We start from the raw sequence: 26682 nt of genomic DNA on the forward strand, positions 1-26682 counted from the left end.
TGGTCGCTTGAGACAGAGTTCTGGTTAGTATGGTGCCACATGGTTGGGCTTTTGTACGTAACTTCCAGTAGCCTGCCGCGCTGCGCTTGGCTGCTGGCTTGTTCGGTGAGTCGAAAAGATGACTCACCTCAAAGCCCAGCTTCTGTAGATTTCCTCCTTTGGCATCCCATTCAGCAGATCAGGAATGGTGAGCAACGTCGCTTAAATACCCAAATACAACTCAAAAGCGACTTTGTGATGACGGATCACACTTAAAGTTTGTGCTGTCAGATCAAAAGGCTATCGAAAGGTTGTTTTTCGATCGTCATGTGGTGGTTCTAAAAAGGTATACCCCATAAAAACCACCTAATACCCTCTCGAAAATCATATCGAAACCACTTATATTGAACCAATGGTTAGGAACCACTTTAAACAGACTGATTGGAGGTTCAATGTTCATACGGGCGTATTTACGTGCATCGACTGTGGAACAGGATGCTGAGCGGGCACGAGAGCTGCTGATAGGTTTTGCTGCTGAGCATGGCCATCAGATTGCCAGTTTCTATGTAGAGAATGAGTCGGGGGCAACGCTGGACAGGCCTGAGCTTATGAGGCTGATCCGCGACGCTGCAGATCGTGACATTGTGCTGGTAGAGCAGATTGATCGTCTGGCCCGTCTCAATCAGACGGATTGGCAAACACTGAAGCAGTTGTTGGCCCAGAAACAGCTCTCCATCGTTTCTCCTGAGCTTCCGACTTCCTGGGTGGCATTACAGGGGGACAGCCGCTCCGAGTTCACCAGCGCCATCTTGCAGGCTGTAAATGGCATGTTGTTGGATATGCTCGCAGCAGTCGCTCGCAAAGACTACGAAGATCGCCGACGCAGGCAACAGCAGGGTATTGCTAAGGCTAGGGATGAGGGGAAATATCGCGGTCGCCAGAAAGATGAAAAGAAGCGTCAGCACATCGCACAGTTGTTGAGCACCGGACACAGCTACTCGGTGATCCAGGAAATGTTGGGCTGCTCCCGCCATCTGATTTCGTGCGTGGCAAAAGAGGTCCGTTCAGTAAAATAGCGGGTCATTTATCCGAGGCACCCATGCGACGCTTTTCGATATACAGCCACGCAGCAAAGGCGCCAAAGCCTATCAGGAATGAAAACAGGAGGATCAGGATGACGATGCTGTTCATGGTGATGGCCTCAGGTGTAGCGGATAAATGATGCAATCAGGTGATCGTGTGACCAAACTCCATATCACCATGGACTTCGCTCAGGGAAAAATCAACAACCAACTGAAAGTATTAAAGTTTGTCCGTTCGTGACAAATATGGCGGTGTGGAATCTCGCAGGATGTGGGGTCATGAAATGAGCCTTGTCATCCCCAGCCAATTCCCGTCCAGTTTCTTTCCACATAACTATCTATCTGGAAAAGTGGTGCGAATTTTCCACATAGTGGAATGCCAGTTCAGAACGAGTTATGTGGAATCCTGATCGAAGACTTCCTATCTATCTGGAAATTTCGTGCCGTTTTTCTCTCTGAAATATTGGTCATCTTGTTTGAAGGGATTATGGACCTTGGTGTGCTGGAATTGATGGGGGCAGATTCCTATCTATCTGGAATCTTGGCCTCTGCATTCAGCGAGAGCCAAACCGGCTGACTTGCTATGGGACTAACTCAAGCGATGCCCTTCAACAATCATTCACTACGACCTAGTTACGCCATTGCCAGACGTTTCCTTGACCCGAAGGCATGCCATCAAGAGCTGCACCCATGTTGCTTTATGAGTCTGAAATCAATAAAACCCGGCTGAATTTATGAGAGAATCTTGAGCAATATTGTCCCCCGACCGGAAGAGTGCTCATGGCCGAGATCAACAAAGCAACCCTCACCGAAGCCGACATCATCTCGAAATACCTGCTGCCTGCTATCAAGGCTGCGGGGTGGGATGACCTGACTCAGGTTCGCCAAGAGGTGAAGCTGCGGGATGGCAAGGTGGTGGTGCGCGGCCAGATGGCGGCACGCAAGAAGGTCAAATCGGCCGATATCGTGCTCTATCACAAGATGGGCTTGCCACTGGCGGTGATCGAGGCCAAAGCCAACAAGCATGAGATTGGCAAGGGGATGCAGCAGGGGCTCGATTATGCCCGTCTGTTGGATGTGCCGTTCGTGTTCGCCAGCAACGGCGATGGCTTCGTATTTCATGACAAGACCAATCCGGCCAAGCTGGAATCCGAGATCGCGCTGGAGGACTTCCCCAGCCCGGGCCTGCTTTGGGACAAACTCTGCACCTGGAAGGGTTACACTCAGGCACAGTTGCCTGTCATCAGTCAGGACTATTACTCCGATGGCAGCGGCAAATCTCCCCGCTATTACCAGCTGCAGGCCATCAACAAGACCGTAGAAGCCATCTCGAAAGATGAGGATCGGGTATTGCTGGTAATGGCCACCGGCACCGGCAAGACCTACACCGCATTCCAGATCATCTGGCGTTTGTGGAAGGCGGGCGCCAAGAAGCGCATCCTGTTTCTGGCCGATCGCAACATTCTGGTGGATCAGACCAAGATCAATGATTTTCAGCCCTTTGGCTCGGCCATGACCAAGGTCACCGGGCGCACGATCGACCCAGCCTATGAGATCCACCTTGCCCTCTATCAGGCGCTCACCGGGCCAGAAGAGTCACAGAAAGCCTTCAAGCAGGTCTCACCCGACTTCTTCGACCTGATCGTGGTGGATGAGTGCCATCGGGGCAGCGCCTCCGAAGACAGCGCCTGGCGCGAGATCCTCGAATACTTCTCATCGGCCACCCAGATTGGTCTCACCGCCACGCCCAAAGAGACCGAAACCGTCTCCAGCACCGATTACTTCGGTGACCCTGTTTATACCTACTCCCTCAAAGAGGGGATCGAAGATGGTTTTCTTGCCCCCTACAAGGTGGTGCGGGTCGATATCGATGTCGATCTGCAGGGGTGGCGTCCCACCAAAGGGCAGATGGACAAACAGGGCAACCTGATTGAAGACCGTATCTATAACCAGAAGGATTTCGACCGCACCCTGGTGATCGATGAGCGTACCCAGCTGGTGGCCGAAACCATCACCAACTACCTCAAGAAAACCGACCCGATGGCCAAGACCATCGTGTTCTGCAACGACATTGATCATGCCGACCGGATGCGACGGGTGCTGGCGAACCTTAACCCCGAGCAGATGCTGAAAGATGATCGGTATGTGATGAAAATCACCGGCGATGATGACCTTGGCAAAGCCCAGCTCGACAACTTCATCAACCCGAAAAAGCCCTATCCGGTCATCGCTACTACCTCCGAGCTGATGACCACCGGCGTCGATGCCAAAACCTGCAAGTTGGTGGTGCTGGACCAAAACATCCAGTCCATGACCAAGTTCAAACAGATCATCGGCCGTGGCACCCGTATCGACGACAAGTACGGCAAGCTCTGGTTCACCATTCTCGACTTCAAGAAGGCCACCGAGCTATTTGCCGATCCCCGTTTCGACGGTGAGCCGGAGCGCGTCATGGTGGTCAAACCCGCAGACATCAACAATCCGGATGAAGGCTTGGGCGATATCATCGATGGCGCCGATCCACTGCCTGCCGATGAACCCGGCGACCATGGCGATCCGTTTGCTCCCGGAGTCGATGAACAACCCGGCAGCTACACAAGCGGTAGTGATGGTGGCCAGAGTAGCGCTGGGGGCCAGGGCGCAGGCCCGCTGGGTGGCCCCGAGCCCGGGGTCAGCAAGTATTATGTCAACGGCGTGGCGGTCAGCGTCATCGCCGAGCGGGTGCAGTATTACGATGCCGATGGCAAGTTGGTGACCGAATCCTTCAAGGACTACACCAAGAAGACCCTGCTCAAAGAGTTTGCCACCCTCGATGCGTTCACCAAACGCTGGCAAGCCGCCGAACGCAAGCAAGCCATTATGGATGAATTGGCTCAGGCGGGCGTGCTGTGGGAGGTGTTGGAGCAGGAAGTTGGTAAGGAGCTCGACCCGTTCGACCTTATCTGCCACGTGGTATACGATCAGCCGCCACTGACCCGCCGCGAGCGGGCCAACAACGTCAAAAAGCGCAACTACTTCACCAAGTACAACGACACCGCCCAGCAGGTATTAACCCGCCTGCTCGACAAGTATGCCGATCAGGGTGTGACCGAGATTGAGACTAAGGATGCGCTAAAAGTCGCCCCCTTTACCGAGTTGGGTCGGCCGCTGGAGTTGGCCAAGAAGGGTTTTGGTGGCCCCAAACAGTTCGAGCAGGCCATCACCGAACTGGAACAAGAAATTTACCGTGAGCAGCAGAGCGCCTGACGACCTGACTGCTTCTGAACTACCATGCGGCCATTCCAATGATGGCCGCTTGTTTTATCGATACTCCTGACGCATTCGCCCCTGTATTCGTCACCATTTTTGTAAAAAGCAGAGAATCCCATGTCATCCATCAGCTCAGTCATCAAATCCATTCAGGACATCATGCGCAAGGACGCCGGTATTGACGGTGATGCCCAGCGCCTCGGCCAGCTCTCCTGGCTGCTGTTTTTGAAAGTGTTCGACGCCCAGGAAGAGGAGTTGGAGTTTGAGCAGGATAACTACCGCTGCCCCATCCCCGAGCGCTTCCTGTGGCGCAACTGGGCGGCCGATAGCGAAGGACTGACCGGTGATGCCCTGCTCGATTTCGTCAACAACGATCTGTTCGACAGCCTGAAAAACCAGCCTGCCAATATCGATCTCAACCCCCGTGGCTATGTGGTGAAAGAGGCGTTCAGCGATGCCTTCAACTACATGAAAAACGGCACCCTGCTCAAGCAGGTGATCAACAAGCTTAACGAGATCGACTTTACCGACAGCAGCGAGCGCCACCTGTTTGGCGATATCTACGAGCAGATCCTGCGCGACCTGCAAAGCGCCGGTAACGCGGGCGAGTTCTACACCCCACGCGCCGTCACCCGCTTTATGGTGAACCGCATAGACCCCAAGCTTGGCGAGCGGATCATGGACCCGGCCTGCGGTACCGGCGGCTTTCTTGCTTGCGCCTTCGATCATGTCAAAGAGCACTATGTCGAGACCTCAGCCGACCATCAGACCCTGCAGCAGCAGATCCTGGGGGTCGAGAAGAAGCAGCTGCCGCACCTCCTTTGCACCACCAATATGCTGCTGCACGGCATTGAGGTACCGGTGCAAATTCGCCACGGCAACACCCTCGACAAGCCGCTGTCGAGTTGGGACAGCGATATCGATGTGATCCTCACCAACCCGCCCTTTGGCGGCACCGAAGAGGATGGCATCGAGCAAAACTTCCCCGCCGATCTGCGCACCCGTGAAACTGCCGACCTGTTCCTGCAGCTCATCATTGAAGTTCTGAAAAAAGGCGGTCGCGCCGCCGTGGTGCTGCCCGATGGCACCCTGTTTGGCGAAGGGGTCAAAACCAAGATCAAGCAATTGCTCACCAGCGAGTGCAACCTGCACACCATAGTGCGACTGCCCAACGGCGTGTTTGCTCCCTATACCGGTATCAAGACCAATATCCTCTTCTTCACCAAGGGCCAGCCCACCAAGGATGTCTGGTTCTACGAGCACCCCTATCCGGCTGGGGTGAAGAGCTACAGCAAAACCAAGCCGATGAAGTTCGAGGAGTTTGAAGCCGAGATTGCCTGGTGGGGGGATGAGGCGGACGGCTTTGCTGCCCGGGTAGAGAACGAGCAAGCTTGGAAGATCGGTATCGATACCATTATCGAGCGTAACTTCAACCTCGATATTAAAAACCCCCATGTCGGCGAGCAAATAAGCCACGACCCTGACGAGCTGCTGGTTCGCTATGCCGCAGAGCAGGCTGAAATCCAGACCCTGCGTGACCAGCTAAAAGCCATTCTGGGCGACGCTTTGGGCAAAGGTGCGGCCAAGCAAGGGGAGCAGGCATAATGGCGGCGCTGAAAATAGAAAATCTGATTACCGACCACCTGGATCTCTGGAGTGCGGCGGTGCGCCCGAAAAGCAGTGCCGGACGCGGCAGCAATAGCAAGCTGGAGCTCACCGGCATCAAAATGCTGCGCGAGCTGATCCTGGAGCTGGCCGTGCGCGGCAAACTGGTGCCACAAGACCCCAGTGATGAACCGGCCTCCGTGCTGTTGGAACGAATTGCCGCCGAAAAGGCGCGGTTGGTGAAAGAAGGCAAGATAAAAAAGGCCAAATCGTTGCCGGAGATTGGTGAGGAAGAAAAGCTGTTTGAATTGCCGGAGGGATGGGAGTGGGCAAGACTTACTGATGTGTATGATGTGAGAGATGGTACTCATGACACACCAAGATATTGTGAGCAAGGTTACCCTTTAATTACAAGCAAAAACATATCAAGCGGTGTATTAGATTTTTCTGATGTGAAGTATATATCTGAGGATGACCACAAAAAAATATCTGAGCGTTCAGCAGTTGAAAAAAATGACATCCTGTTCGCAATGATTGGAAGCATAGGTAATCCTGTGCTTGTTAATACAAAGCGAGAGTTTAGCATCAAAAATGTTGCTCTCTTTAAATATTACTTAAGTGAGCTATCCTCACCTTCGTTTTTACTGCTGTTTCTACAGTTTGCAGAAAATATATTTCGTAAGGAAGCGTCTGGTGCGGTTCAGTCCTTCGTCTCTCTAGGAAATATCCGGAGTTTTGTTATGGCATTGCCTCCACTTCATGAGCAATTCCGTATCGTCGCCAAAGTCGATGAACTAATGGCTCTCTGCGACCAGCTGGATCAGCGCAGCGAATCACAGCTGGCGGCCCATCAGACGCTGGTGGAGACCCTGCTCGCCACGCTGACAGACTCCAGCGATGCCGACGAGTTGGCGCAAAACTGGGCGCGGCTAAGCACTCACTGTGATACCCTCTTTACCACTGAGGCCAGCATCGACGCCTTGAAACAGACCATCCTGCAGCTGGCGGTGATGGGCAAACTGGTGCCGCAAGACCCCAGCGATGAACCCGCCTCCGCCCTGCTGGAACGTATCGCCGCCAAAAAAGCGCAGCTGGTCAAAGAGAAGAAAATCAAAAAAGAGAAACCGCTGCCTGCGATTAGTGAAGACGAAAAGCCGTTTGAGTTACCGCAGGGATGGGAGTGGGCCAGACTTGGAAATATAGGAATTTGCTCAACGGGGAAAACACCTAGCACTGGAAACTCTGCCTTTTATGATGGTGAAATTCCTTTTATTGGGCCAGGACAAATAACTCCATCTGGTAAATTATTGGCAGCAGAAAAGTATCTTAGTGACGTAGGCTTGGAGCTCAGCTCTGAAGCAAACGCTGGGGATATCTTGATGGTGTGTATTGGTGGGTCTATAGGTAAGGCCACCATATGTGACAGGCAGATCGGTTTTAATCAACAGATAAACTCTATTAGACCAATCTTATGTGATTCATATTTCTTGTTGGCTGCAATGACTACAAAGGCCTTTACAAATCTCTTGTTAGAACGAGCGACTGGTTCTGCGACTCCGATTATCAATAGAAGTAAGTGGGAGGAAATCCCAATTCCGATATCACCATATCAAGAGCAACTTCGTATCATTTCCAGGGTTCATGAGTTAATGACTCTCTGCGACCAACTAAAATCCCGACTGCAAACCAGCTTGCAGACCCAGCTTGCTTTGGCCGAGTCGCTAGTGGAAGGAGCCCTTGCCTGATGCCCTACGCTCGCCCTTGGCTTAGCTATCAACAGCAACTGGATCAGCTGATTGGGCGCGGTATCACGGTCACCGACCGGGATGCCGCACTGAGCTATCTGGAGCGGATCGGCTATTACCGTTTAAGCGGCTATTGGTACCCATTTCGCCGCTTTGAGCCTGCGGCTGAGGTTGAAAGCAAACGGGAGACCAGGGCAACCGATCAGTTTTGCCCCGACACCCATCTGCTGGATGCGGTGGAGCTCTATCTGTTCGACAAGAAGCTGCGCCTGCTGGTAGTGGATGCGCTGGAGCGGATCGAGGTGGCGTTGCGGGTCGATCTTGCCTATCTCCTTGGCAAGCGAAATACCTTTGCTCACCTCGATCGCAGCTACTTCCACCCCAGCTTTATCCGGCAGCCCGCATTCAGGGGGAGTCACCAGAGCCGCTTTGAGGCGTGGATGGAGAAATACCGAGGGTTGGTAAAGCGTTCCAAAGAGGATTTTGTGCGCCACTACCATCAGCGCCATGGTGAGGAACTGCCGATTTGGGTGGCGGTGGAGGTATTTGATTTTGGCGCCATCTCGCAGTTGATCGGCATGATGAAGGTGTCAGATCAGCAGCATATCGCCAGCAAATACGGTCTGGACTGGCAGGTGTTTGCCAGCTGGATCTACGGCCTCAGTTACCTGCGCAATATCTGCGCCCATCATAGCCGCCTCTGGAACCGCAACGTAACGGCGCAGGTGAAGTTGCCCAAGCCCAGAGAGGTAGCGTGGTGCGATTTCCTGGCAAAAGACGATGAGCGGCTTGCCAAGCCATTCGTGTTGCTGGCCATCACACGGCATCTACTCAAGGTGATTTGCCCGAATACCCAGTGGCATCTGCGCCTGCGGGATCATCTGCTGACGTTCCCCACACAAAAGTCGGTGCGCAAGCTGGGGTTGGCAAATATGGGGTACATAGAGAACTGGCAGGAGTGGTGGTAAATCCACCAAATAAGAACCCCAGCGTAAGTTGCAAAGCAACCAAGAGGCCGGGGTCGTGTTGCGGATAAGACTATGTCCAGTCGACAGGATAGTCAAACTGTTTGTCTCAAATTGAGACAGAGAACCTGATGGTCTGGGACAGATAAAACGGTTTTTTCTGCATATCAGTGCTGATACTTTTTTGTTTTATGACAAGGAGTTGCGATGCTGCATGCCATTTTACGTAACAAAGCTGGCCGCATCGAGCGGGAAGGGGAGTCTCTGCGCTGGCGCGACCTGTTCAAAGGCAGTGAAGATCTGCTGACTGCTACCTTCTTTGGCCGTCTGCCCCACCTCTCGGACGGTGCTTTGGGTGCCGTGCTGCGCTTTCTACTCGGTGACAATCCGCTAGACCCGGCCACCTTTCAACGGCTGGAGCTGTGGCCAAAACTGACATCGCTGCAGGATCGCCGTTATGTCGAGCCCGATGTGCTGCTCCACTTTGGCGACGCGCTAGTGGTTATCGAGGTGAAGCCCTCGTTCGGTGGTGACCAGTATCGGGAGCAGTGGCTGGCGCAGGTCAATGCTGTGGTCAGTGAAGCCGAGTTTGATGACTATGAAGACCGACTCTATTACGTGGCACTTGGCAATATCCCTGTCGCTCCGCTGTCTCCCCCCGATCTGCCCGAACGCTTTATCCAGATGACCTTGCGTGAATGGGAGCCACTGCGCCGCTATCTGCAAACTGCCTCCGAGTTTGTTGAGGGTTGTCGACAGGACCGCGCCATTCGCGATGAGTGGCTGCAGGCGTTTGAGCTGTTTGGCATGGCCCCGGTGGTGCCTGAATGGGCGCCGTTGTTTGCCTACGCAGGGCAGCTGGATCTGGATTGCGGGGGGATGTCTGAGCGGGAAACGCCCCCACCGGCTGAGCCTACTGGTTGGGCTGCTCTGCTCGACTATGCCGGGACATTGCACCTATCTCGCCCCGATTTCTCTTTTTTGAATCACTGACTTTGGCTAAGGATGCCGTCATGCCACACGATCTTGAACAGGCCACCCAGCTGGTTACCCAACTGCAACAAGCCCACCGACTCGCCGCCGGTTTCTACCAGCGTATCCTCCCGCTGTTCGATCAGATCGCCAGCCAAGCACTGGACGCCGAGTTCTGGTATTGGGAGCCCAGCGAAAATAGCCGCCCCTGCCGCTCGGGAACCCGCCCATCCAGCAGCTGGGCATGGGACTATCTGCCACTGTTTGCTTCTACCCATTGTTACCGTGATTGGGGTGGCGATACTGCCGAAAAGAACGATATCACTCTGGCTTTCCGCCTTTACATTGATAGCGATTTTCGCCATACCTCAGTGCTGCGGGCAGGGGTAAAAGGCCAGCCAGACCCTCTGCAACTTGATGGCCAAGCCATTGTTGAAGTGAGTCTGTTCCGTTGTCTGGAAGATAGCGACAAGCATTTCGATGAGCTGTGGCGCCCGGTGCCTTGGCCCCTTCATCAACCGGATTGGAAGCAAAGTGAGGAGTGCGGCCAGCTCGCCTTGTGCTCCAACCATGTGCCGCTCGCTCAGCTGCTTGCTGACCCTGATAGCGTTGTCCGTTGGATCAAAGAGATGAGCCATCGTTGAGCCTGTGGTTGGTTTGGGATAGCCAACCTGGTAGAGCCAGATGGCTTTACTGGCGGTTTCTCGCCAAAACTTCACATGTGAAAATTTTCCAGAAAGCGCTGTAAGTGCCCATTTTGGGCACTTACAGCGCTCTGGATTTCGTTAGGTCCTCGGTACGCTTTGCATGTTGATGTTTGTTACAGGGAGATCATCTGCATGCGTGAGCAAAATCCGTCAGTTTACAGCGATCCTAACGGGTCAATTCTGAAAGAGCTTTATGAGCTTAAGCAGCTGGTAATCCAGCAAGGACTGGCGCAAAAAGAGGTGCTTTCTGCCGAGGAGTGTGCCGAGTTGCTGGGGGTTTCTGTCAGCTATGTGTACCGGCTGACCAGTGAAAAGCGTCTGCCGCATTACAAGCCACAAGGCAAAAAGATCTACTTTAAGCGCGTTGAGCTGCTGGACTGGCTGCTCTCCCACCGCATTTCACCGGACGCCGAACTCACTGAGCATGTAACCAAGCGTGTGCGGCAAGCTAGTCATGGGCGGTTGTGAGGCTGTTATGGAACGAGATCTCATAGCATCTCACTGGCCTCAGGATCTCCGGTCGGCTTTTGTTGAACCTCCGAAACCCCTCGATTTTGTCCTCCCGGGGCTGCCGGTGGGCTGCGTTGGTGCTTTGGTGTCACCGGGAGGAGTGGGCAAATCGATGTTGGCATTACAACTGGCAATGCAGATATCCGGTGGGCCAGATTGGATTGGGCTTGGCAATCTGAGCAGAGGGGCTGTGCTCTACCTGCCTGCCGAGGACCCTTGGCCTGTACTGCACCAGCGCTTGTTTGCCTTGGGCGGATATCTTGACGCTGAACTTCGTGCCAACGTTGAACGAGACCTTCGTCTTATACCGCTGCAGGGATCCAGTCCAAATGTGTTGGATAGCCACTGGTGGGAAGCGATTGCCATTTGGGCTGAGGGGGTCAGGTTGGTGGTTATCGATACACTGAGACGATTTCACGATGCTGACGAGAATGCAGCCTGTGCTATGACACTGGTGCTGGGTCAGTTGGAGCGGCTGGCCATGAGGCTGGGATGCGCTGTGTTGTTTGTACACCACACCAGCAAATCCGCAGTATTCCAAGAAGCTGGCGATCTACAGCAGGCAAGCCGAGGTTCGTCAGTTCTGGTGGATAACATCCGCTGGCAGGGCTATCTCGCTACTATGACCAAGAAAGAGGCGCTGCAGCTGGGTGTATCGGCAGAGCAGAGCCAGCTTTACGTGCGGTTTGGGGTAAGCAAGAGCAATTATGGACAGCCACTACCGGAGCGCTGGTTGGTGCGGGGGGATGGTGGCGTGCTGTACCCCGCTCCCGCCAGATTGGGCGTAACACGCCGAGCGGGAGGCAAACGTGTCTTGCTTTGAATTGACCCATGCTAGGCATGACCATATGCACTGTCTTGCTCCCGGGTTGTTTAGGGCGATCTCGCATGGCCAACGCCGCCGTGACAAGCTGGAAGTGATTTACCGTTTCGGTGGTGGCAATCAGATCGAGTTCTCCGGGCCTGAGCCGCTGGGTGCAGATGACCTCCGTGTGCTTCAGGGGTTGGTTGCCCTGGCTGGGCTTGAGTCGCAAAGTAACGAGATTGAGCCAGTTGCGGTGAGCGAAACTGGGACGATATTGCGAGATCTTCTGGATCTTCGTTGGGCTGCCAACCAGCAAAGGGTATTGGTGGTCAGAAGCAGCTTGCGCAAACTGGCCAAGGAGATTGGATACGCCAATCCGCGAGATACCAATACTGTACGTTGCTGTATTGAGCGATTGTGGAAGGTGTCGGTGATCGCAAAGGTGGCTGGCCAGCGTAGCGGCTTTCGCTTATTGGCGAACTATGTCAGTGACACTCAGACTGATGGGCTTTTTGTGGCGCTTAATCCCTTGCTGACCTACGCCATTATGGGTAATGGCCGCCATGTTCGTATCGACATGACAGAAGTTCGGCACTTGAATGGCAGCATCGCTCGGTTATTGCATCAGCGGCTATGTGCCTGGGTGGATTGTGGTCAGAAAAGGGCTGTGCAGTTAGACACCTTGGTCGCTTATGCCTTTCCCGATGAGGTCAGCATGGTCACCCATCGCAAGCGGCAATCACGAGTTCGTAAGGCATTGGATGAGTTGACTGCTTTGGGTTGGTCTATCTGCGAACATGCCAAGGGGCGGTTTACCATCGGCCGGCCTGCACTATCACGATAACGGTCACAAACTATCACGAAAGTGGTCACAAAGTTCACGATAACGGTCACAAGCCAATTCAGTGAAACCCAGTTACCGCTTGGGCTGCAGGGCGATCCTGAAATCTGATCTATATTATCTAAGATAATCTAGGCCAGCGCATGGTTGCGCTGGCCTATTTGTTGGCTCTTTCTGGCCATGGTCTCGTCGAAGGGGCTTCTATCACGCCAATACGTTGGGAAAATCGAGCATGGCATCTCTACGCCGTGATTCAAGGATGTCTGCATAGATCTCTGTGGTTCTCAGCTCACTGTGTCCCAGCAAGCGGGAGAGGGCATAGATATCGACGCCGCGGTTAAGCTGGATCACGGCGAAGGTATGACGTGCGCTGTGGAAGGTTACCTTCTTGGTTATACCCGCCAGCAACGCCCACCGGGTGAGCTCCATGTTGTGCCAAGCCGAGTACTTGAGGCCCTTGAAGATCCGCTCTGTTGCCTTGCCTGGGCGCCCCATCAGCTGCATCGCCATGTCATTCAAATCCAGGTATTGCAGGCCGCTGGTCTTTTTCTGGGTGAAGACGATACGGTAATGGCCATAGAAGGGCTCCAGCTCGGCCCAGGTCAGCTTGTGAATGTCGGACCAGCGCAAGCCAGTGCAACAAGAGAACAGAAAGGCGCGCTTAAGAACGTCGTAGCGGCACTCGGCTTGGGCTAGAGCTCGTACCTCGTCTTCGGTCAGGTAAACCCGTTTGTTCTTTTCCCCCTGGATAGCTTTGACACGTCGTACCGGATTATCCGGTAGCAGCCGTTCCTGCTCAGCCTGGTTCAGGGCTGCCCTTAACTTGTTGAAATAGGCACTCTGGGTGTTGCGGCTCAGTGGTGTGCCGCTTTTGGTGCGGGCCTTGTGCATCAGGTAATGCCGAAACCCCTCCAGGAACAGCTGATCTACTTCCTCGAAAGTCAGCTCCGGCAGCTTATGGTACTGGCGTAAATGCTTGAGGGCTGATATCCAGATGGAATGGTTGCTCTTGCTGCCTGCCGCTTTTTGGTCTGTAACCTCTTGGAAGTACTCGAAGAAGCTGGCCTTGTAGGCGTTCGAGAAATCCAGATGGTGTTTACCAGTCTCGTACTCGAAGAGTCGCTTGGCGCGGATAGCTTCGGCTGCTCGCTGGGTTTCTTTGTTGTGGAGCCGCTGTGCTGGGGTACGCGGCTTGTCGTACAGGAAGAGATCCAGGGTCTCTCTGCTGCGTTTGTGCTTGCGGATGCCCGTGGTTGGGTCAAAGTAGGAGCCGGCGTAGTAGGTTAAGCGCAGAGCGCGCTTGCCTTCGGCGTCCGGTGCGCGGTATTCGATGCTGATCTTCATAAGTGTCCCCCAAAAGTACCCCAAGAGGTTACTGTGGGGTACTCTCGGGGTAAATTCTCACGAAACAAGATCAGGCAAGAATAGCCAGTAAAAAACAAAGTCCAATATTTACAATGTCTTATGTTCTCACTGGCTGCTTTTTATTGCTGATTTTTCACCACATTACTTGCCGATGCAGAAGCTGGAGAAGATGCGGCCCAGCAGATCGTCGGAGCTGAATTCGCCGGTGATCTCGGATAGGGACTCCTGCGCGAGGCGCAGCTCTTCGGCCACCAGCTCGCCAGCCACGAACACTTCCAGCTGCTCCTTGGCCACCAGCAGGCGCTCGGCGGCGCGCTCCAGCGCATCCAGATGGCGGCGGCGGGCCATAAAGCCCCCTTCGGTGTTGCCCTGGAAGCCCATGCACTGTTTAAGGTGCTCGCGCAGGGCGGGCAGCCCCAGCTCGGTCTTGGCGGAGATGCGGTAGACGGCGTGGCCCTGCTCCTGGCTCGGTGCCAGATCCTCGCCGGTCAGGTCGGCCTTGTTGCGAATGACGGTGAGGCCGATGTTTTTTGGCAACCGATCAACAAATTCCGGCCAGATCTCCCGCGGGTCGATTGCGTCTGTGGTGGTGCCATCCACCATAAACAGCACCCGATCGGCCTGTTCAATCTCGGCCCAGGCACGCTCGATACCGATCTGCTCCACCTTGTCCTGGGTGTCGCGCAGACCCGCGGTGTCGATGATGTGCAGCGGCATGCCATCGAGATGGATGTGCTCGCGCAGCACGTCGCGGGTGGTGCCGGCAATCTCGGTGACGATGGCGGACTCGCGCCCGGCCAGGGCGTTGAGCAGGCTCGATTTGCCGGCGTTGGGACGACCGGCGATCACCACCTTCATCCCTTCCCGCAGCAGGGCGCCCTGTTTGGCCTCCCCGCGCACGTCGTCCAGTTCGGACATGATGCTGTAGAGGTCGCCCGCCACCTTGCCGTCGGAGAGGAAGTCGATCTCCTCGTCCGGGAAGTCGATGGCCGCTTCCACGTAGATGCGCAGCCGGATCAGGCTCTCCACCAGTTGCTGGATTTTGCTGGAGAACTGCCCCTGCAGGGAGTGCATGGCGCTGCGGGCGGCCTGTTCGCTGGAGGCTTCGATAAGGTCAGCAATGGCTTCGGCCTGGGCCAGATCCAGCTTGTCGTTGATGAAGGCGCGCTCGCTAAACTCGCCGGGGCGGGCAGGGCGGATGCCGTCGATTTTCAGAATGCGGCGGATCAGCATGTCCATGATGACGGGGCCGCCGTGGCCCTGTAGTTCCAGCACATCTTCGCCGGTGAAGCTGTTGGGCGCTTTGAACAGCAGGGCGATGCCCTGATCCAGTACCTGGCCTTGCTCATCCTTGAACGGCAGATATTCGGCGTAGCGCACCCGCGGGAGCTTGCCGAGCACTATCTCGGCGACCTGTTCGGCGGCGGGGCCGGAGACCCGGACTATGCCGACGCCACCACGGCCTGGCGCGGTGGCTTGGGCCACGATCGTATCTGTTGTCATCTTGCTTGGCTCGTTTGTTCGCTGATAGGAAAACGTAGTGGGAGACATTGTAATAAAAAAGGCGGCCCGAAGGCCGCCTCTTTTGTCATCACGGGAAGATTAGCTGCGCATCAGTTGCGAGTGTGCAGGCCTTTCTTCTCCAGCTGACGATAGATGATGGTCTGCTGGGTAATGGAGATGACGTTGCTCACCAGCCAGTACAGAGTCAGGCCAGCCGGGAACCAGAGGAACATGAAAGTGAAGATGATCGGCATGAACTGCATCACTTTCTGCTGCATCGGGTCGGTCACTGTGGTCGGGCTCATCTTCTGCAGATACCACATGGAGGCACCCATGAGGATTGGCAGCACGAAGAAGGGGTCCTTCACTGACAGGTCAGTGATCCACAGGGCAAACGGCGCGTGACGCAGTTCGACGGACTCCATCAGTGCCCAGTAAAGGGCGATGAAGATCGGCATCTGAACCAGGATCGGCAGGCAGCCACCCAGCGGGTTGACCTTCTCCTTCTTGTACAGCTCCATCATGCCCTGAGACATCTTCTGGCGGTCGTCGCCGAAGCGCTCGCGCAGGGCCGCAATCTTGGGTTGCAGCATGCGCATCTTGGCCATGGAGGTGTACTGGGCCTTGGTCAGCGGGAACATGATGCCGCGTACCAGCAGGGTCAGCATGATGATGGCCAGGCCCCAGTTCTGGACGAAACCGTGGAACACGGTCAGCAGCCAGTGCAGCGGTTGGGCGATGAACCACAGCCAGCCGTAGTCGACGGTCAGGTCGAGGTGGTTAGCCACCTTGGCCATCTGGTCTTGCAACTTGGGACCGACCCACAGCTTGCTGGTCACTTCGGCCTGTTGGCCGGCGGCCACGTCTACCAGCGGCGCCTTGTAACCGATGATGGCCTGGCCTTTACCAGGGATCACGCGGCTGTAGAAGCTGTTGGTATCGTCGGCATTCGGTGCCCAGGCAGAGACGAAGTAGTGTTGCAGCATGGCGACCCAACCACCCTTGGTGGTCTTGTTCAGGTCAGCATCTTTCATCTCGTCGAAGGTGTACTTCTTGTAGCGAGTCTCTTCGCTGGAGAAAGCACCACCACGGTAAGCACTGGCTACCATGGCATGACCTTCCTGATCCTTCGGTGTCGCTACGGTCTGCTTCAGCTGACCATAGAACTGCACCTGAACCGGCTCGGCAGATTTGTTGTCGATCTTGTAATCAACGCCAACGGCATAGTCGCCACGCTTGAGGATGAACTCCTTGGTGAAGACCACGCCCTTGCTGTCGGTCCAGGTCATCGGAACGACGACTTGATCCTGACCATCGGCCAGCTGATAGCTGGTCTGGGTGGCTTCATAGGTAGGACGACCTTCGGCCTGACTGTCCGGACCGTTGCGACCCACCAGACCGCTCTGGGCGATATAGAGGTGCTCTGGCTGGCTGGTCAGCAGCACGAACGGTTGGTCCTTGCCCTCTTCCAGTTTGTGAGACAGCAGTTCGGCAGACACGACGTCACCACCTTGGGTATCCAGGGTCAGCTTGAGCACGTCGGAGGAGACGGTGATCAGCTTGCGTGCGGCAGTCGCGTTGGCTTGCTCGGAAACCTGAGGAATATCACCGGTCTGACCGGCTTCAGGTACGAAATGTTCGGTTTGGGCCACGGTAGTCGGGGCCGGCTTCGGAGCCTTGTCGGACTCCCACTGTTGCCAGAGCAGAAAGCTCACGAACAGCAAACCGATCAGGAGTAGATTGCGTTGTGATTCCATAGTCTTCAGTTTCTTCGCTTTGGTTGCGGAACCGGGTCATAACCACCCTCGGATAAGGGATGGCATTTTAATAGACGTTTGCTAGCTAACCAAACGCCTTTTATGAAACCGTGAAGTCGGATGGCTTCTATCGCAAATTGGGAACAAGTTGGAGTAAAACGGCAGCGCGGCCCGAGCAGAGGGCTAATGATTAGCTGATACAGGCGTATCAGTTTGATAGCTACCCATTGCAACGGCGTGACAGAGTGCGCCATAGCTTTTCCAGTAACTTGAACAGTTCCTCGTTATCCATCTCTTTCACACCGGCTTTGGCGATCACCACGATGTCGATAGCGGGCAGCTGATGTTGTTTGAGGCGGAAACTTTCCCGGACCACCCGTTTGACACGGTTACGCCAGACGGCACGCTTGAGTGCTTTTTTAGGCACAGCGAGACCAAGACGAGAGTGTTCGAGTGAATTGGGGCAGGCGAGAAGCGTAATTTGCGGGGAAGCAGCCCGGACAGGCTCGGCGAAAACGCGTTTGAAGTGTTCGGGAGTTAACAGACGTAACTCCCGAGAGAAGGTGTGCTGGGTAGGCATTAAACTACCAGACGGGCACGACCCTTGGCACGACGAGCGGCCAGAACTTTACGACCGTTGGCAGTTGCCATGCGGGCGCGGAAACCGTGAGAGCGCTTGCGCTTCAGGTTGGACGGTTGAAAAGTACGTTTCATGATTCGATTCCGTATTTCTGTACAGTTTTGATTGTCACACTTAGCCGACGCGCCAGCTATAGCGTGTGACGACTAGCAAAAGAGGCCGAATTCTAAACAGAGTTCGGCTTTTAGTCAATCCGCCGTTCCCTCTCATCCTGCCATGGTCTTGAAAAGGCCACTGCCGAGCGTGAGGATCCAGAGGATCAAGGGCTCCGGATTATACTGGCAACCCGGGGTTAAACAAGGGATCCCTCAATAAAAAAAGGCGGCCAGGCCGCCAAAGAGAGAGCTATTTAAGGACTTTCCGCAAGAACTCCCGGGTACGGGGATCCTTGGGATCGACCAATATCTGATCCGGCGGGCCCTGCTCGACTATCCGCCCACCTTCCATGAAGATCACCCGATCGGCAACATCACGAGCAAATTCAATCTCATGGGTCACCACCACCATGGTCTGGTGCTGGCGGGCCAACTCTTTCATCAGTCCCAAAACCTCGTCGACCCACTCGGGATCGAGAGCCGAGGTGGGCTCATCAAACAGGATCACCTTGGAGTGGGCCGCCATGGCGCGGCCAATGCCGACCCGTTGCTGCTGGCCGCCGGAAAGGGAGGCCGGATAGGCATCCTGCTTGTCGGCGAGGCCAATGTCCTTGAGGATGCCGAGCGCTGTGGCGCGGGCCTCCGCTTTTGGCTGCTTCCAGACGGTGATCAGCCCTTCGGCGATGTTGTCGAGCGCCGTCTTGTTGGCAAACAGGGCGTAGTTCTGGAACACGAAGGAGGCCCGTTTGCGCAGCTCGATCGCCTGCTGTTCGCTGGCCTTGGCCAGATTGAGCTCGAGATCGTCGATGGCCAGGGTGCCCGCATCCGGGGTCTCCAGCAGGTTCAGGCAGCGCAACAGGGTCGACTTGCCGGTGCCGGAGGGGCCGATGATGACGACAATTTCCCCCTTTTTGACCTCCAGATCGATACCGTTGAGCACCTGATTGCCGTGATATGCCTTGGAGAGGCCGGTTAGCTTGATCATGAGAGCTCTCCTTTAATAGGCACGGTTGAGACGGACTTCCAGCAGATGCTGCAAGCGGGTGAAGAAGATCACCACCACCCAGTAGACCAGCGCCACCGCCATGAAGCTCTCGAAGAACTTGAAGGAGGAGGAGGCTTCCATCTGCGCCTTGCCCATGATCTCGGCCACCCCCAGGGTGAAGGCCAGCGAGGTGCTCTTGATCATGTCGATGAAGTAGTTCATCAGCGACGGGGTGGCAATACGTGCCGCCTGCGGCAGGATGATCCGCTGCATCGCCTGATAACGGCTCATGCCGATACTGAGCGCTGCTTCCATCTGGCTTTTATGAATGCCGAGGATGGCTGCGCGGATCGACTCTGCCATGTAGGCGGCGAAGTGCAGGGTCAGACCGACGATGGCGGCGGTAAAGGCATCCATCCCCACGAATATCGGGAATAGTTGCGGCAGTCCGTAGTAGAGCAGAAACAGCTGAACGAGCAGCGGTGTACCCCGAAAGAACGAGATATAGAGCATCGCCAGCCAGTGAATCGCGGGGACGCGAAACACCCGTACTATCGCCAGGGCCAGCGAGAGTACGAGTGCCAGTGCGAATCCCCACAGGGCCATCTCCATCGTGGTGCCCAGATATTTGAGCAGGATGGGAAACAGCCCCAGCGTGTATTCGAGGTCAAATTCCATCATTTATTTGTCGGTGATGTCGGAAGCGAACCATTTTTCGGAGATCTGACGCAGGGAGCCATCCTTGCGCATGGCGGTCAGGGCCTCGTCGACCTTCTTCAGCAGCGCCTGTTTCTCCGGGGTCTTCAGGAAGGGCAGGGCGTTCTCGATAGTCTCGAACGGTGCGCCAGCCTGTTGCAGCGGCAGCTTGGACTCCTTGATCAGCTGGGCGGTGGAGACGCGGTCCATCACGAAGGCGTCGATGCGACCCAGGGCGACATCCTGCTCGAAGGCGGAGTCATAGGTGCGGATATCGATCTTCTTGTTCGGGTCGTTCTTGCGCAGCAGCTCTTCGAAGTTGGAACCCAGGTTCACGGCAACGCTCTTGCCTTCCAGATCCTTGATGCCGTGGATGGTGCTGTTGCCCTTGCGCACCACGATCTGGGCGCCGTCATAGACGTAAGGCTGGGAGAAGTCGTACTTCGCCTTGCGCTCGTCGGTGATGGTGATCTGGTTGGAGATGGTGTCGATGCGACCAGTTTCCAGCATGCCGAACAGGCCGGAGAAGCTGGCCGTCACGAACTCGACCTTGTAGCCGGTGCGCTCGCCGATCTGGTTCCACATATCCACCTCAAAGCCTTGCAGCTTGTCCTGCTTGACGAAGGTGAACGGGAAATATTTGCCAGACATGCCGACCTTGATGGTCTCCTGGGCGATGGCCTGACCGGACAGGGTGGCGAGCAGCATGGCAGCGCCGGAAATCAGTTTGATGGATGTTTTCATGGTGTTTCTCTCTCTCAATGTCTTGTATTTGTAGTTGTAATAACTGGTTTGGCCCTGATGTTATTGGAATAAAATTTAAAAAATAAATGACATTTGGTTATATGAAATAACAGGAGAGAGGGACGGGATCCGTTAATTCAGGCAGTGGATCAAGCTGTGGGTAACTTTGGGGATGAAATCCGATCCAAAGGCGCTGGATCCTTGAAAGTCAAGGATCTTATTTGCCGGATCCACCGGGCGACGGCTGGAGATCCGGCGGCTAAAAACGTAGAATAGCCGGTCTTTAGTTAATCAATCGACAGGAGTTTAGAGTGACTGCTTCGCTATGGCAGCAGTGCCTTAACCGGCTGCAAGATGAGTTGCCCTCGGCAGAATTCAGCATGTGGATCCGGCCGCTTCAAGCGGAGTTGAGTGACAATACTCTGACCCTGTATGCACCGAATCGCTTTGTTCTGGACTGGGTACGAGATAAGTATCTCATCCGGGTTAACGGCATCATCAATGAACTCTATGGGGTCGACGGCCCCACCCTGCGTTTTGATATAGGCAATCGTCCCCATCCCGTCGCTGTCGCCAGAGCGCCAGTGCAGGGGGCCGCGCCTGTGAATAACTTGCAGAAGAGCTGGGAACGCAAGGCTGAAACCAAGCCAGAGCCGAACCACAAGAGCAACACCAACGTGAACTATACCTTCGAGAATTTCGTCGAGGGTAAGTCCAACCAGTTGGCGCGTGCGGCTGCCCGTCAGGTAGCGGACAATCCGGGTGGTGCTTACAACCCGCTGTTCCTCTATGGCGGCACCGGCCTGGGTAAAACCCACCTGTTGCACGCCGTTGGCAATGCCATCAAGGAGAGTAAAAAAGATGCCAAAGTCATCTATATGCACTCCGAGCGATTTGTTCAGGACATGGTGAAAGCGCTGCAAAATAACGCCATTGAAGAGTTCAAGCGTTACTACCGCAGCGTCGATGCCCTGCTCATCGATGATATCCAGTTCTTCGCCAACAAGGAGCGCTCCCAGGAGGAGTTCTTCCATACCTTCAATGCCTTGCTGGAAGGTAACCAGCAGATCATCCTGACCTCGGATCGCTATCCGAAGGAGATCAACGGTGTCGAGGATCGTCTCAAGTCCCGCTTCGGCTGGGGTCTGACCGTGGCGATCGAACCACCGGAGCTCGAGACCCGCGTCGCGATCCTGATGCGCAAGGCCGACGAGAACCAGGTTCATCTGCCGGACGAAGTGGCCTTCTTCATCGCCAAACGTCTGCGATCCAACGTCCGTGAACTGGAAGGCGCCCTCAACCGGGTGATCGCCAACGCCAACTTTACCGGTCGTGCCATCAACATCGATTTCGTGCGCGAAGCGCTGCGCGATCTGTTGGCACTGCAGGAGAAGCTGGTCACCATCGACAATATCCAGAAGACGGTGGCGGAGTACTACAAAATCAAACTGGCGGATCTGCTCTCCAAGCGGCGTTCCCGCTCCGTTGCCCGTCCGCGTCAGCTGGCGATGGCACTGGCCAAGGAGCTGACCAACCACAGTTTGCCGGAGATAGGTGATGCCTTTGGTGGCCGTGACCACACTACCGTTCTTCATGCCTGCCGCAAGATCGAGCAGCTGAAGGAGGAGAGTCACGACATCAAGGAGGACTATTCCAACCTGATCCGTACTCTTTCTTCCTGATAACGGAACGGAGTGGACAGATGCAGCGCGAATATTCCAACCTGATCCGAACCCTTTCCTCCTGATAACAACGGAGAGCACAGATGCAGCTCGAAATTAGCCGTGAGGCCCTGTTACGTCCTCTGCAACTGGTGTCCGGCGCCCTCGGCGGCCGACCGACCCTGCCGATCCTCGGCAACGTGCTGCTTGATGTCAGCAACGGTTTGCTGTCGCTGACCGGTACCGATCTCGAAGTAGAGATGATCGGTCAGGTCTATCTGAACGGGGCCAGTGAAGATGGCCGCACCACAGTACCGGCGCGCAAGCTGCTGGATATCTGCCGTGGTCTGCCGGAAGGCGCCGAGATCCGTCTCAATACCGAAGGTGAGCGCCTGATCATCCGGTCCGGTCGCTCCCGCTTCAACCTCTCGACCCTGCCAGCGACCGAGTATCCGAACATCGAGGATTGGGAATCCGTGCTCGAGTTCGATATCAGCCAGCTGGAGCTGAAGAAGCTGATCGATGCGACCCAGTTCTCCATGGCCAGCCAGGACGTGCGCTACTACCTGAACGGCATGCTGTTCGAGAGCGAAGGTCACGGTCTGCGTACCGTGGCGACCGACGGTCACCGTCTGGCCACCTGCCGCCGCGAGGTTGTCGGGGAATCGCTGCCCGATCATCAGGTTATCCTGCCCCGCAAGGGCGTGCTGGAGCTGGTGCGTTTGCTGGAAGCAGAAGACAAGCCGGTACGGCTGCAGATCGGTCGCAGCAACCTGCGTGCTGCGCTGGACGGCTTCATCTTCACCTCCAAGCTGGTGGATGGCCGCTTCCCGGACTGGCGCCGCGTCATTCCGCGCAACAGCGACAAGGCCCTGATCGCCGGCCGCGAGGATCTGCGTCAGGCGTTTGCCCGTGCCGCCATCCTCTCCAACGAGAAATTCCGTGGGGTGCGTCTCAATCTGCAGGAAAACCTGCTGCGCATCACCGCCAACAACCCGGAACAGGAAGAAGCCGAAGAGCTGCTTGACGTACAATATGCCGCTGGCGAGATGGAGATCGGCTTTAACGTCTCTTATGTGCTCGACGTGCTGAATACGTTAAAATGTGACCAAATTCGGATTAGCCTGAGCGATTCCATCAGCAGTGCCATTATTGAGGATTTTGAACATCAGGATGCTCAGTACGTGGTGATGCCGATGCGGATCTAGTCGTGTCCCTGGTCAAACTCCAGCTCAGCGACTTTCGCAATATCCAGCAAGCCAGTCTCAAGCTGTCGCCCGGCCTCAACATTCTGGTCGGGTGCAATGGCAGCGGCAAGACCAGCGTGCTGGAAGCCATTCACTACCTTGGTCTGGGGCGCTCCTTTCGCACTCATTTGACCGGGCGGGTCATCCGCCAGGGGGAGCGGGCGTTTACCCTGTTTGCCCAGTGCGAACTGGAGGGGCGTCAGGTCCCGATCGGTCTTGCCAAAGACAAGAGTGGCGAGACCCAGCTCAAGATTGCCGGGGCGCAGGCCCAGCGGCTGGCCGATTTGGCGGAGCTGTTGCCGGTGCAGTTGATCCATCCCGATGGTTTCAACCTGCTGACGGGCGGGCCTCAGGCTCGCCGCGCCTGGCTCGATTGGGGCGTTTTCCATCAGGAGCCGACCTTCTTTGCACTGTGGGGGCGAGTGCGGCGGCTGCTGAAACAGCGCAATGCGCTGCTGCGTCAGAGCACCCAATATCGCCAGTTGGCGTTCTGGGATCAGGAGCTGGTGCGGCTCGGGGGTGAGCTGGCCGAGTTTCGCGCCAGTTATTGTCAGGCCATTACGCCCCTGATCAAGGAGATGACGGCGGATTTTCTGCCGGAATTCGATATCAGTCTCGGCTTTTACCGGGGCTGGGAGAAAGATACTCCCCTCGGCGATCTGCTGGAGGCGGGGTTTGAGCGGGATCGGGCGCTGGGCTATACCGGTGTCGGTCCACAGAAAGCCGATGTGCGCCTCAAGGCGAACGGGGTCCCCGCTCAGGATATTTTGTCCCGGGGTCAGCTGAAGTTGCTGGTCTGCGCCATGCGACTGGCCCAAGGGCTCTATTTGAATCAACATAGCAGCCGTGGCTGTATTTTTTTAATTGACGATTTTGCCTCTGAACTGGATGTCGACAAGCGCCGCTTGCTGGCCGCAAGGCTGAAGCAGTGTGCGTCCCAGGTGTTTATCACCGCCATCGACACTGGTCAGCTCGCAGACATGATGGATGCGAATGACTGCAAGTTGTTCCACGTGGAACAGGGTAAAATCTCCGAAACGTTAGAGAAGGCAGAGAGTAAGCTATGAGTGAAAATACTTACGACTCCTCGAATATCAAGGTGCTGAAGGGCCTGGATGCGGTCCGCAAGCGCCCGGGGATGTATATCGGCGATACGGATGATGGCTCGGGTCTGCACCACATGGTGTTCGAAGTCGTCGATAACTCCATTGACGAGGCGCTCGCTGGCTACTGCTCCGATATTCTGGTCAAGATCCATTCCGACGGTTCTGTTTCTGTGCGTGACAACGGCCGGGGTATCCCGGTAGACATGCACGAGGAGGAGGGCCGCTCCGCCGCAGAGGTCATCATGACCGTGCTGCACGCTGGCGGTAAGTTTGATGACAACTCCTACAAGGTATCCGGCGGCCTGCACGGCGTGGGTGTCTCGGTAGTTAACGCCCTCTCTGACAAGCTGCTGCTGACCATTCGTCGTAACGGCCACGTCTACGAGCAGACCTATCATCTGGGGGAGCCGCAAGCGCCGCTCAAGCAGATTGGCGACAGCACCGGCACCGGTACCGAGGTTCGCTTCTGGCCGAGCCCGACTATCTTTACCGATACCCTGTATCACTACGAGATCCTGGCCAAGCGCCTGCGTGAGCTCTCCTTCCTCAACTCCGGTGTTTCCATTCGTCTGCTGGACGAGCGTGATGGCCGCGAGGCGCATTTCTGCTATGAGGGTGGTATCAAGGCGTTCGTTGAATACCTGAACCAGAACAAAACCCCGATCCACCCGAAGGTGTTCCATTTCACTACCGAGCAGGATGGCATCGGCGTTGAAGTGGCGATGCAGTGGAACGACGCCTATCAGGAAGGGGTCTACTGCTTCACCAACAACATCCCGCAGCGGGATGGTGGTACTCACCTGGTTGGTTTCCGTACCGCGCTGACCCGTACTCTGAACTCCTACATGGACAAAGAGGACTACAGCAAGAAGGCCAAGTCTGCCGCCAGTGGCGACGACGTTCGTGAAGGTCTGATTGCCGTTATCTCCGTCAAGGTGCCGGATCCCAAGTTCTCCTCCCAGACCAAAGACAAGCTGGTCTCTTCCGAAGTGAAGACCGCCGTTGAACAGGCGATGGGTGAGAAGCTGGCCGACTTCCTGCTGGAAAACCCGGGCGATGCCAAGATCGTGGTCAACAAGATCATCGATGCGGCCCGTGCCCGTGAAGCGGCCCGCAAGGCTCGCGAACTGACTCGCCGCAAAGGCGCGCTGGATATCGCCGGTCTGCCCGGCAAGCTGGCTGACTGTCAGGAAAAAGACCCGGCGCTGTCCGAACTCTACATAGTGGAAGGGGACTCTGCTGGCGGTTCCGCCAAGCAGGGTCGCAACCGTAAGAACCAGGCCATCCTGCCGCTCAAGGGCAAGATCCTGAACGTAGAGAAGGCCCGTTTCGACAAGATGATCTCCTCGCAAGAGGTGGGCACCCTGATCACCGCACTGGGCTGCGGTATCGGTCGCGACGAGTACAACCCGGACAAGCTGCGCTACCACAACATCATCATCATGACCGATGCGGACGTCGATGGTGCGCACATCCGTACCCTGCTGCTGACCTTCTTCTATCGTCAGATGCCGGAAATCATCGAACGTGGCTACGTCTACATCGCCCAGCCGCCGCTCTACAAGGTGAAGAAGGGCAAGCAGGAGCAGTATCTGAAAGACGAAGATGCGCTGCTGCAGTACCAGACCGCCATGGCGCTGGATGGTGCAACCCTGCACGTCAACGAATCTGCTCCGGCCATCGGTGGCGAGGCGCTGGAGCGTCTGGTCAATCAGCACCGTGCCGTGTCTCACCTGATCACCCGCATGTCCCGCCGCGCGCCGGATGCCGTCCTGACCCAGCTGATCTATCAGCCGGAGCTGAACGAAGCGCTGCTGGCCTGCGAGAGCGATCTGCTGGCCTGGTGTCAGGGTATGGAAGCCGTGCTCAACGAGAGCAACCACGGTATCCAGTACCAGATCCAGGTTCGTCGTGACGAAGAGCGCAGCCTGTACGTGCCGCACGCCGTGGTACGTCAGCACGGTGTCGACCGCGAATACCCGCTCAGCTACGACTTCCTGCAATCCTCCGAGTACCGTCAACTGGTCTCGCTGGGCAAGGAGATCGCCAACCTGATCGAGGAAGGTGGTTACATCAAGCGTGGCGAGAAGGTCAAACCGGTTGCCAGCTTCGTGGAAGCGGTCGACTGGCTGATGAGCGAAGGCAAGCGTGGCATCTACATCCAGCGCTATAAAGGGCTGGGTGAGATGAACCCGGACCAGCTGTGGGAAACTACTATGGATCCGGAAGCCCGTCGCATGCTGCGCGTCACCATCGACGACGCCGTCGGTGCTGACCAGCTCTTCTCCACCCTGATGGGTGATGCCGTTGAGCCCCGTCGTGACTTTATCGAGACTAACGCCCTGCGCGTGGCCAACCTCGACGTCTAATCGACGCAGTCAGACAGCAAAAAGCCGCTCCTTGTGAGCGGCTTTTTTACATCT

Annotated in this window: 23 protein-coding genes; 14 read left to right on the forward strand and 9 right to left on the reverse strand. The window is 55.9% G+C overall.

Features of this window, described 5'->3' with window-relative positions:
- The first annotated feature begins 431 nt into the window (after positions 1 to 431).
- From BSP75_RS03925 to repC, 10 genes are all read left to right on the forward strand, one after another.
- Positions 432 to 1055, forward strand: a complete 624-nt coding sequence (locus tag BSP75_RS03925; protein ID WP_075112291.1) for a recombinase family protein — start codon at positions 432 to 434, stop codon at positions 1053 to 1055.
- Positions 1056 to 1841: 786 nt separating this feature from the next.
- Entirely contained in the window at positions 1842 to 4307 is a 2466-nt protein-coding gene (hsdR, locus tag BSP75_RS03935) for an EcoAI/FtnUII family type I restriction enzme subunit R (protein ID WP_075112293.1), read from the forward strand.
- A gap of 120 nt (positions 4308 to 4427) precedes the next feature.
- Positions 4428 to 5915 carry an N-6 DNA methylase gene (locus BSP75_RS03940; RefSeq protein WP_075112294.1) on the forward strand — a complete coding sequence of 496 codons (1488 nt, stop codon included), beginning with the start codon at positions 4428 to 4430 and terminating at the stop codon, positions 5913 to 5915.
- The gene (locus BSP75_RS03945) at positions 5915 to 7660 is read left to right on the forward strand and encodes a restriction endonuclease subunit S (RefSeq protein WP_083617041.1); all 1746 of its coding nucleotides are present in this window, start codon (positions 5915 to 5917) and stop codon (positions 7658 to 7660) included. The genes BSP75_RS03940 and BSP75_RS03945 overlap by 1 nt, the downstream gene beginning before the upstream one ends.
- Positions 7660 to 8628, forward strand: a complete 969-nt coding sequence (locus BSP75_RS03950) for an Abi family protein (RefSeq protein ID WP_075112295.1) — start codon at positions 7660 to 7662, stop codon at positions 8626 to 8628. The genes BSP75_RS03945 and BSP75_RS03950 overlap by 1 nt, the downstream gene beginning before the upstream one ends.
- A 204-nt stretch (positions 8629 to 8832) precedes the next feature.
- The gene (locus BSP75_RS03955; RefSeq protein WP_075112296.1) at positions 8833 to 9618 is read left to right on the forward strand and encodes a hypothetical protein; all 786 of its coding nucleotides are present in this window, start codon (positions 8833 to 8835) and stop codon (positions 9616 to 9618) included.
- A 20-nt stretch (positions 9619 to 9638) separates the two neighbouring features.
- On the forward strand, positions 9639 to 10241 hold the full coding sequence (locus tag BSP75_RS03960) for a hypothetical protein (RefSeq protein ID WP_075112297.1): 603 nt from the start codon (positions 9639 to 9641) through the stop codon (positions 10239 to 10241).
- A gap of 195 nt (positions 10242 to 10436) precedes the next feature.
- Positions 10437 to 10772 (forward strand): helix-turn-helix domain-containing protein, encoded by a 336-nt coding sequence (locus BSP75_RS03965; RefSeq protein ID WP_075112298.1) that lies wholly within the window; start codon positions 10437 to 10439, stop codon positions 10770 to 10772.
- Positions 10773 to 10779: 7 nt separating this feature from the next.
- Entirely contained in the window at positions 10780 to 11637 is an 858-nt protein-coding gene (locus BSP75_RS03970; RefSeq protein ID WP_083617049.1) for a helicase RepA family protein, read from the forward strand.
- A 25-nt stretch (positions 11638 to 11662) separates the two neighbouring features.
- Positions 11663 to 12463 carry a replication protein C, IncQ-type gene (gene repC, locus BSP75_RS03975; RefSeq protein WP_205421764.1) on the forward strand — a complete coding sequence of 267 codons (801 nt, stop codon included), beginning with the start codon at positions 11663 to 11665 and terminating at the stop codon, positions 12461 to 12463.
- Between the two features lie 201 nt (positions 12464 to 12664).
- On the opposite strand, the gene BSP75_RS03980 is transcribed toward repC, so the two are convergent.
- The 9 genes from BSP75_RS03980 to BSP75_RS04020 all read right to left on the reverse strand — a co-directional run bounded on the left by BSP75_RS03980 (position 12665) and on the right by BSP75_RS04020 (position 20245).
- The gene (locus BSP75_RS03980; protein ID WP_042878465.1) at positions 12665 to 13804 is read right to left on the reverse strand and encodes a site-specific integrase; all 1140 of its coding nucleotides are present in this window, start codon (positions 13802 to 13804) and stop codon (positions 12665 to 12667) included.
- A gap of 162 nt (positions 13805 to 13966) precedes the next feature.
- Complete coding sequence (gene mnmE, locus BSP75_RS03985; protein WP_075112300.1) at positions 13967 to 15328, reverse strand: tRNA uridine-5-carboxymethylaminomethyl(34) synthesis GTPase MnmE; 1362 nt, start codon at positions 15326 to 15328, stop codon at positions 13967 to 13969.
- Positions 15329 to 15438: 110 nt separating this feature from the next.
- Positions 15439 to 17085 carry a membrane protein insertase YidC gene (yidC, locus tag BSP75_RS03990; RefSeq protein ID WP_042656879.1) on the reverse strand — a complete coding sequence of 549 codons (1647 nt, stop codon included), beginning with the start codon at positions 17083 to 17085 and terminating at the stop codon, positions 15439 to 15441.
- Between the two features lie 5 nt (positions 17086 to 17090).
- On the reverse strand, positions 17091 to 17339 hold the full coding sequence (gene yidD, locus BSP75_RS03995; protein WP_010672280.1) for a membrane protein insertion efficiency factor YidD: 249 nt from the start codon (positions 17337 to 17339) through the stop codon (positions 17091 to 17093).
- Positions 17306 to 17665, reverse strand: a complete 360-nt coding sequence (gene rnpA / locus BSP75_RS04000) for a ribonuclease P protein component (RefSeq protein WP_005339313.1) — start codon at positions 17663 to 17665, stop codon at positions 17306 to 17308. The genes yidD and rnpA overlap by 34 nt, the downstream gene beginning before the upstream one ends.
- On the reverse strand, positions 17665 to 17799 hold the full coding sequence (gene rpmH, locus BSP75_RS04005) for a 50S ribosomal protein L34 (RefSeq protein ID WP_005307156.1): 135 nt from the start codon (positions 17797 to 17799) through the stop codon (positions 17665 to 17667). Before rpmH ends, rnpA begins: the two co-directional genes overlap by 1 nt.
- 271 nt (positions 17800 to 18070) lie before the next feature.
- Complete coding sequence (locus BSP75_RS04010; RefSeq protein ID WP_005339311.1) at positions 18071 to 18805, reverse strand: amino acid ABC transporter ATP-binding protein; 735 nt, start codon at positions 18803 to 18805, stop codon at positions 18071 to 18073.
- 12 nt (positions 18806 to 18817) lie between these two features.
- On the reverse strand, positions 18818 to 19486 hold the full coding sequence (locus BSP75_RS04015) for an amino acid ABC transporter permease (protein WP_148140609.1): 669 nt from the start codon (positions 19484 to 19486) through the stop codon (positions 18818 to 18820).
- Entirely contained in the window at positions 19487 to 20245 is a 759-nt protein-coding gene (locus BSP75_RS04020; RefSeq protein ID WP_042656878.1) for an amino acid ABC transporter substrate-binding protein, read from the reverse strand.
- Positions 20246 to 20556: 311 nt separating this feature from the next.
- Here BSP75_RS04020 and dnaA point away from each other — a divergent pair, with 311 nt between their 5' ends.
- From dnaA to gyrB, 4 genes are all read left to right on the forward strand, one after another.
- Positions 20557 to 21927: a chromosomal replication initiator protein DnaA gene (gene dnaA, locus BSP75_RS04025; RefSeq protein WP_042063291.1), complete on the forward strand. Its 1371-nt coding sequence runs from the start codon at positions 20557 to 20559 to the stop codon at positions 21925 to 21927.
- Positions 21928 to 22010: 83 nt separating this feature from the next.
- Positions 22011 to 23114 carry a DNA polymerase III subunit beta gene (dnaN, locus tag BSP75_RS04030; RefSeq protein ID WP_005339306.1) on the forward strand — a complete coding sequence of 368 codons (1104 nt, stop codon included), beginning with the start codon at positions 22011 to 22013 and terminating at the stop codon, positions 23112 to 23114.
- Between the two features lie 2 nt (positions 23115 to 23116).
- Positions 23117 to 24220: a DNA replication/repair protein RecF gene (gene recF / locus BSP75_RS04035; protein WP_005339305.1), complete on the forward strand. Its 1104-nt coding sequence runs from the start codon at positions 23117 to 23119 to the stop codon at positions 24218 to 24220.
- The gene (gene gyrB / locus BSP75_RS04040) at positions 24217 to 26628 is read left to right on the forward strand and encodes a DNA topoisomerase (ATP-hydrolyzing) subunit B (RefSeq protein WP_075112301.1); all 2412 of its coding nucleotides are present in this window, start codon (positions 24217 to 24219) and stop codon (positions 26626 to 26628) included. Before recF ends, gyrB begins: the two co-directional genes overlap by 4 nt.
- The last annotated feature ends 54 nt before the right edge of the window (positions 26629 to 26682 follow it).

It is taken from the genome of Aeromonas sp. YN13HZO-058 (genome assembly GCF_001921245.1).
Classification (GTDB): domain Bacteria; phylum Pseudomonadota; class Gammaproteobacteria; order Enterobacterales; family Aeromonadaceae; genus Aeromonas; species Aeromonas allosaccharophila.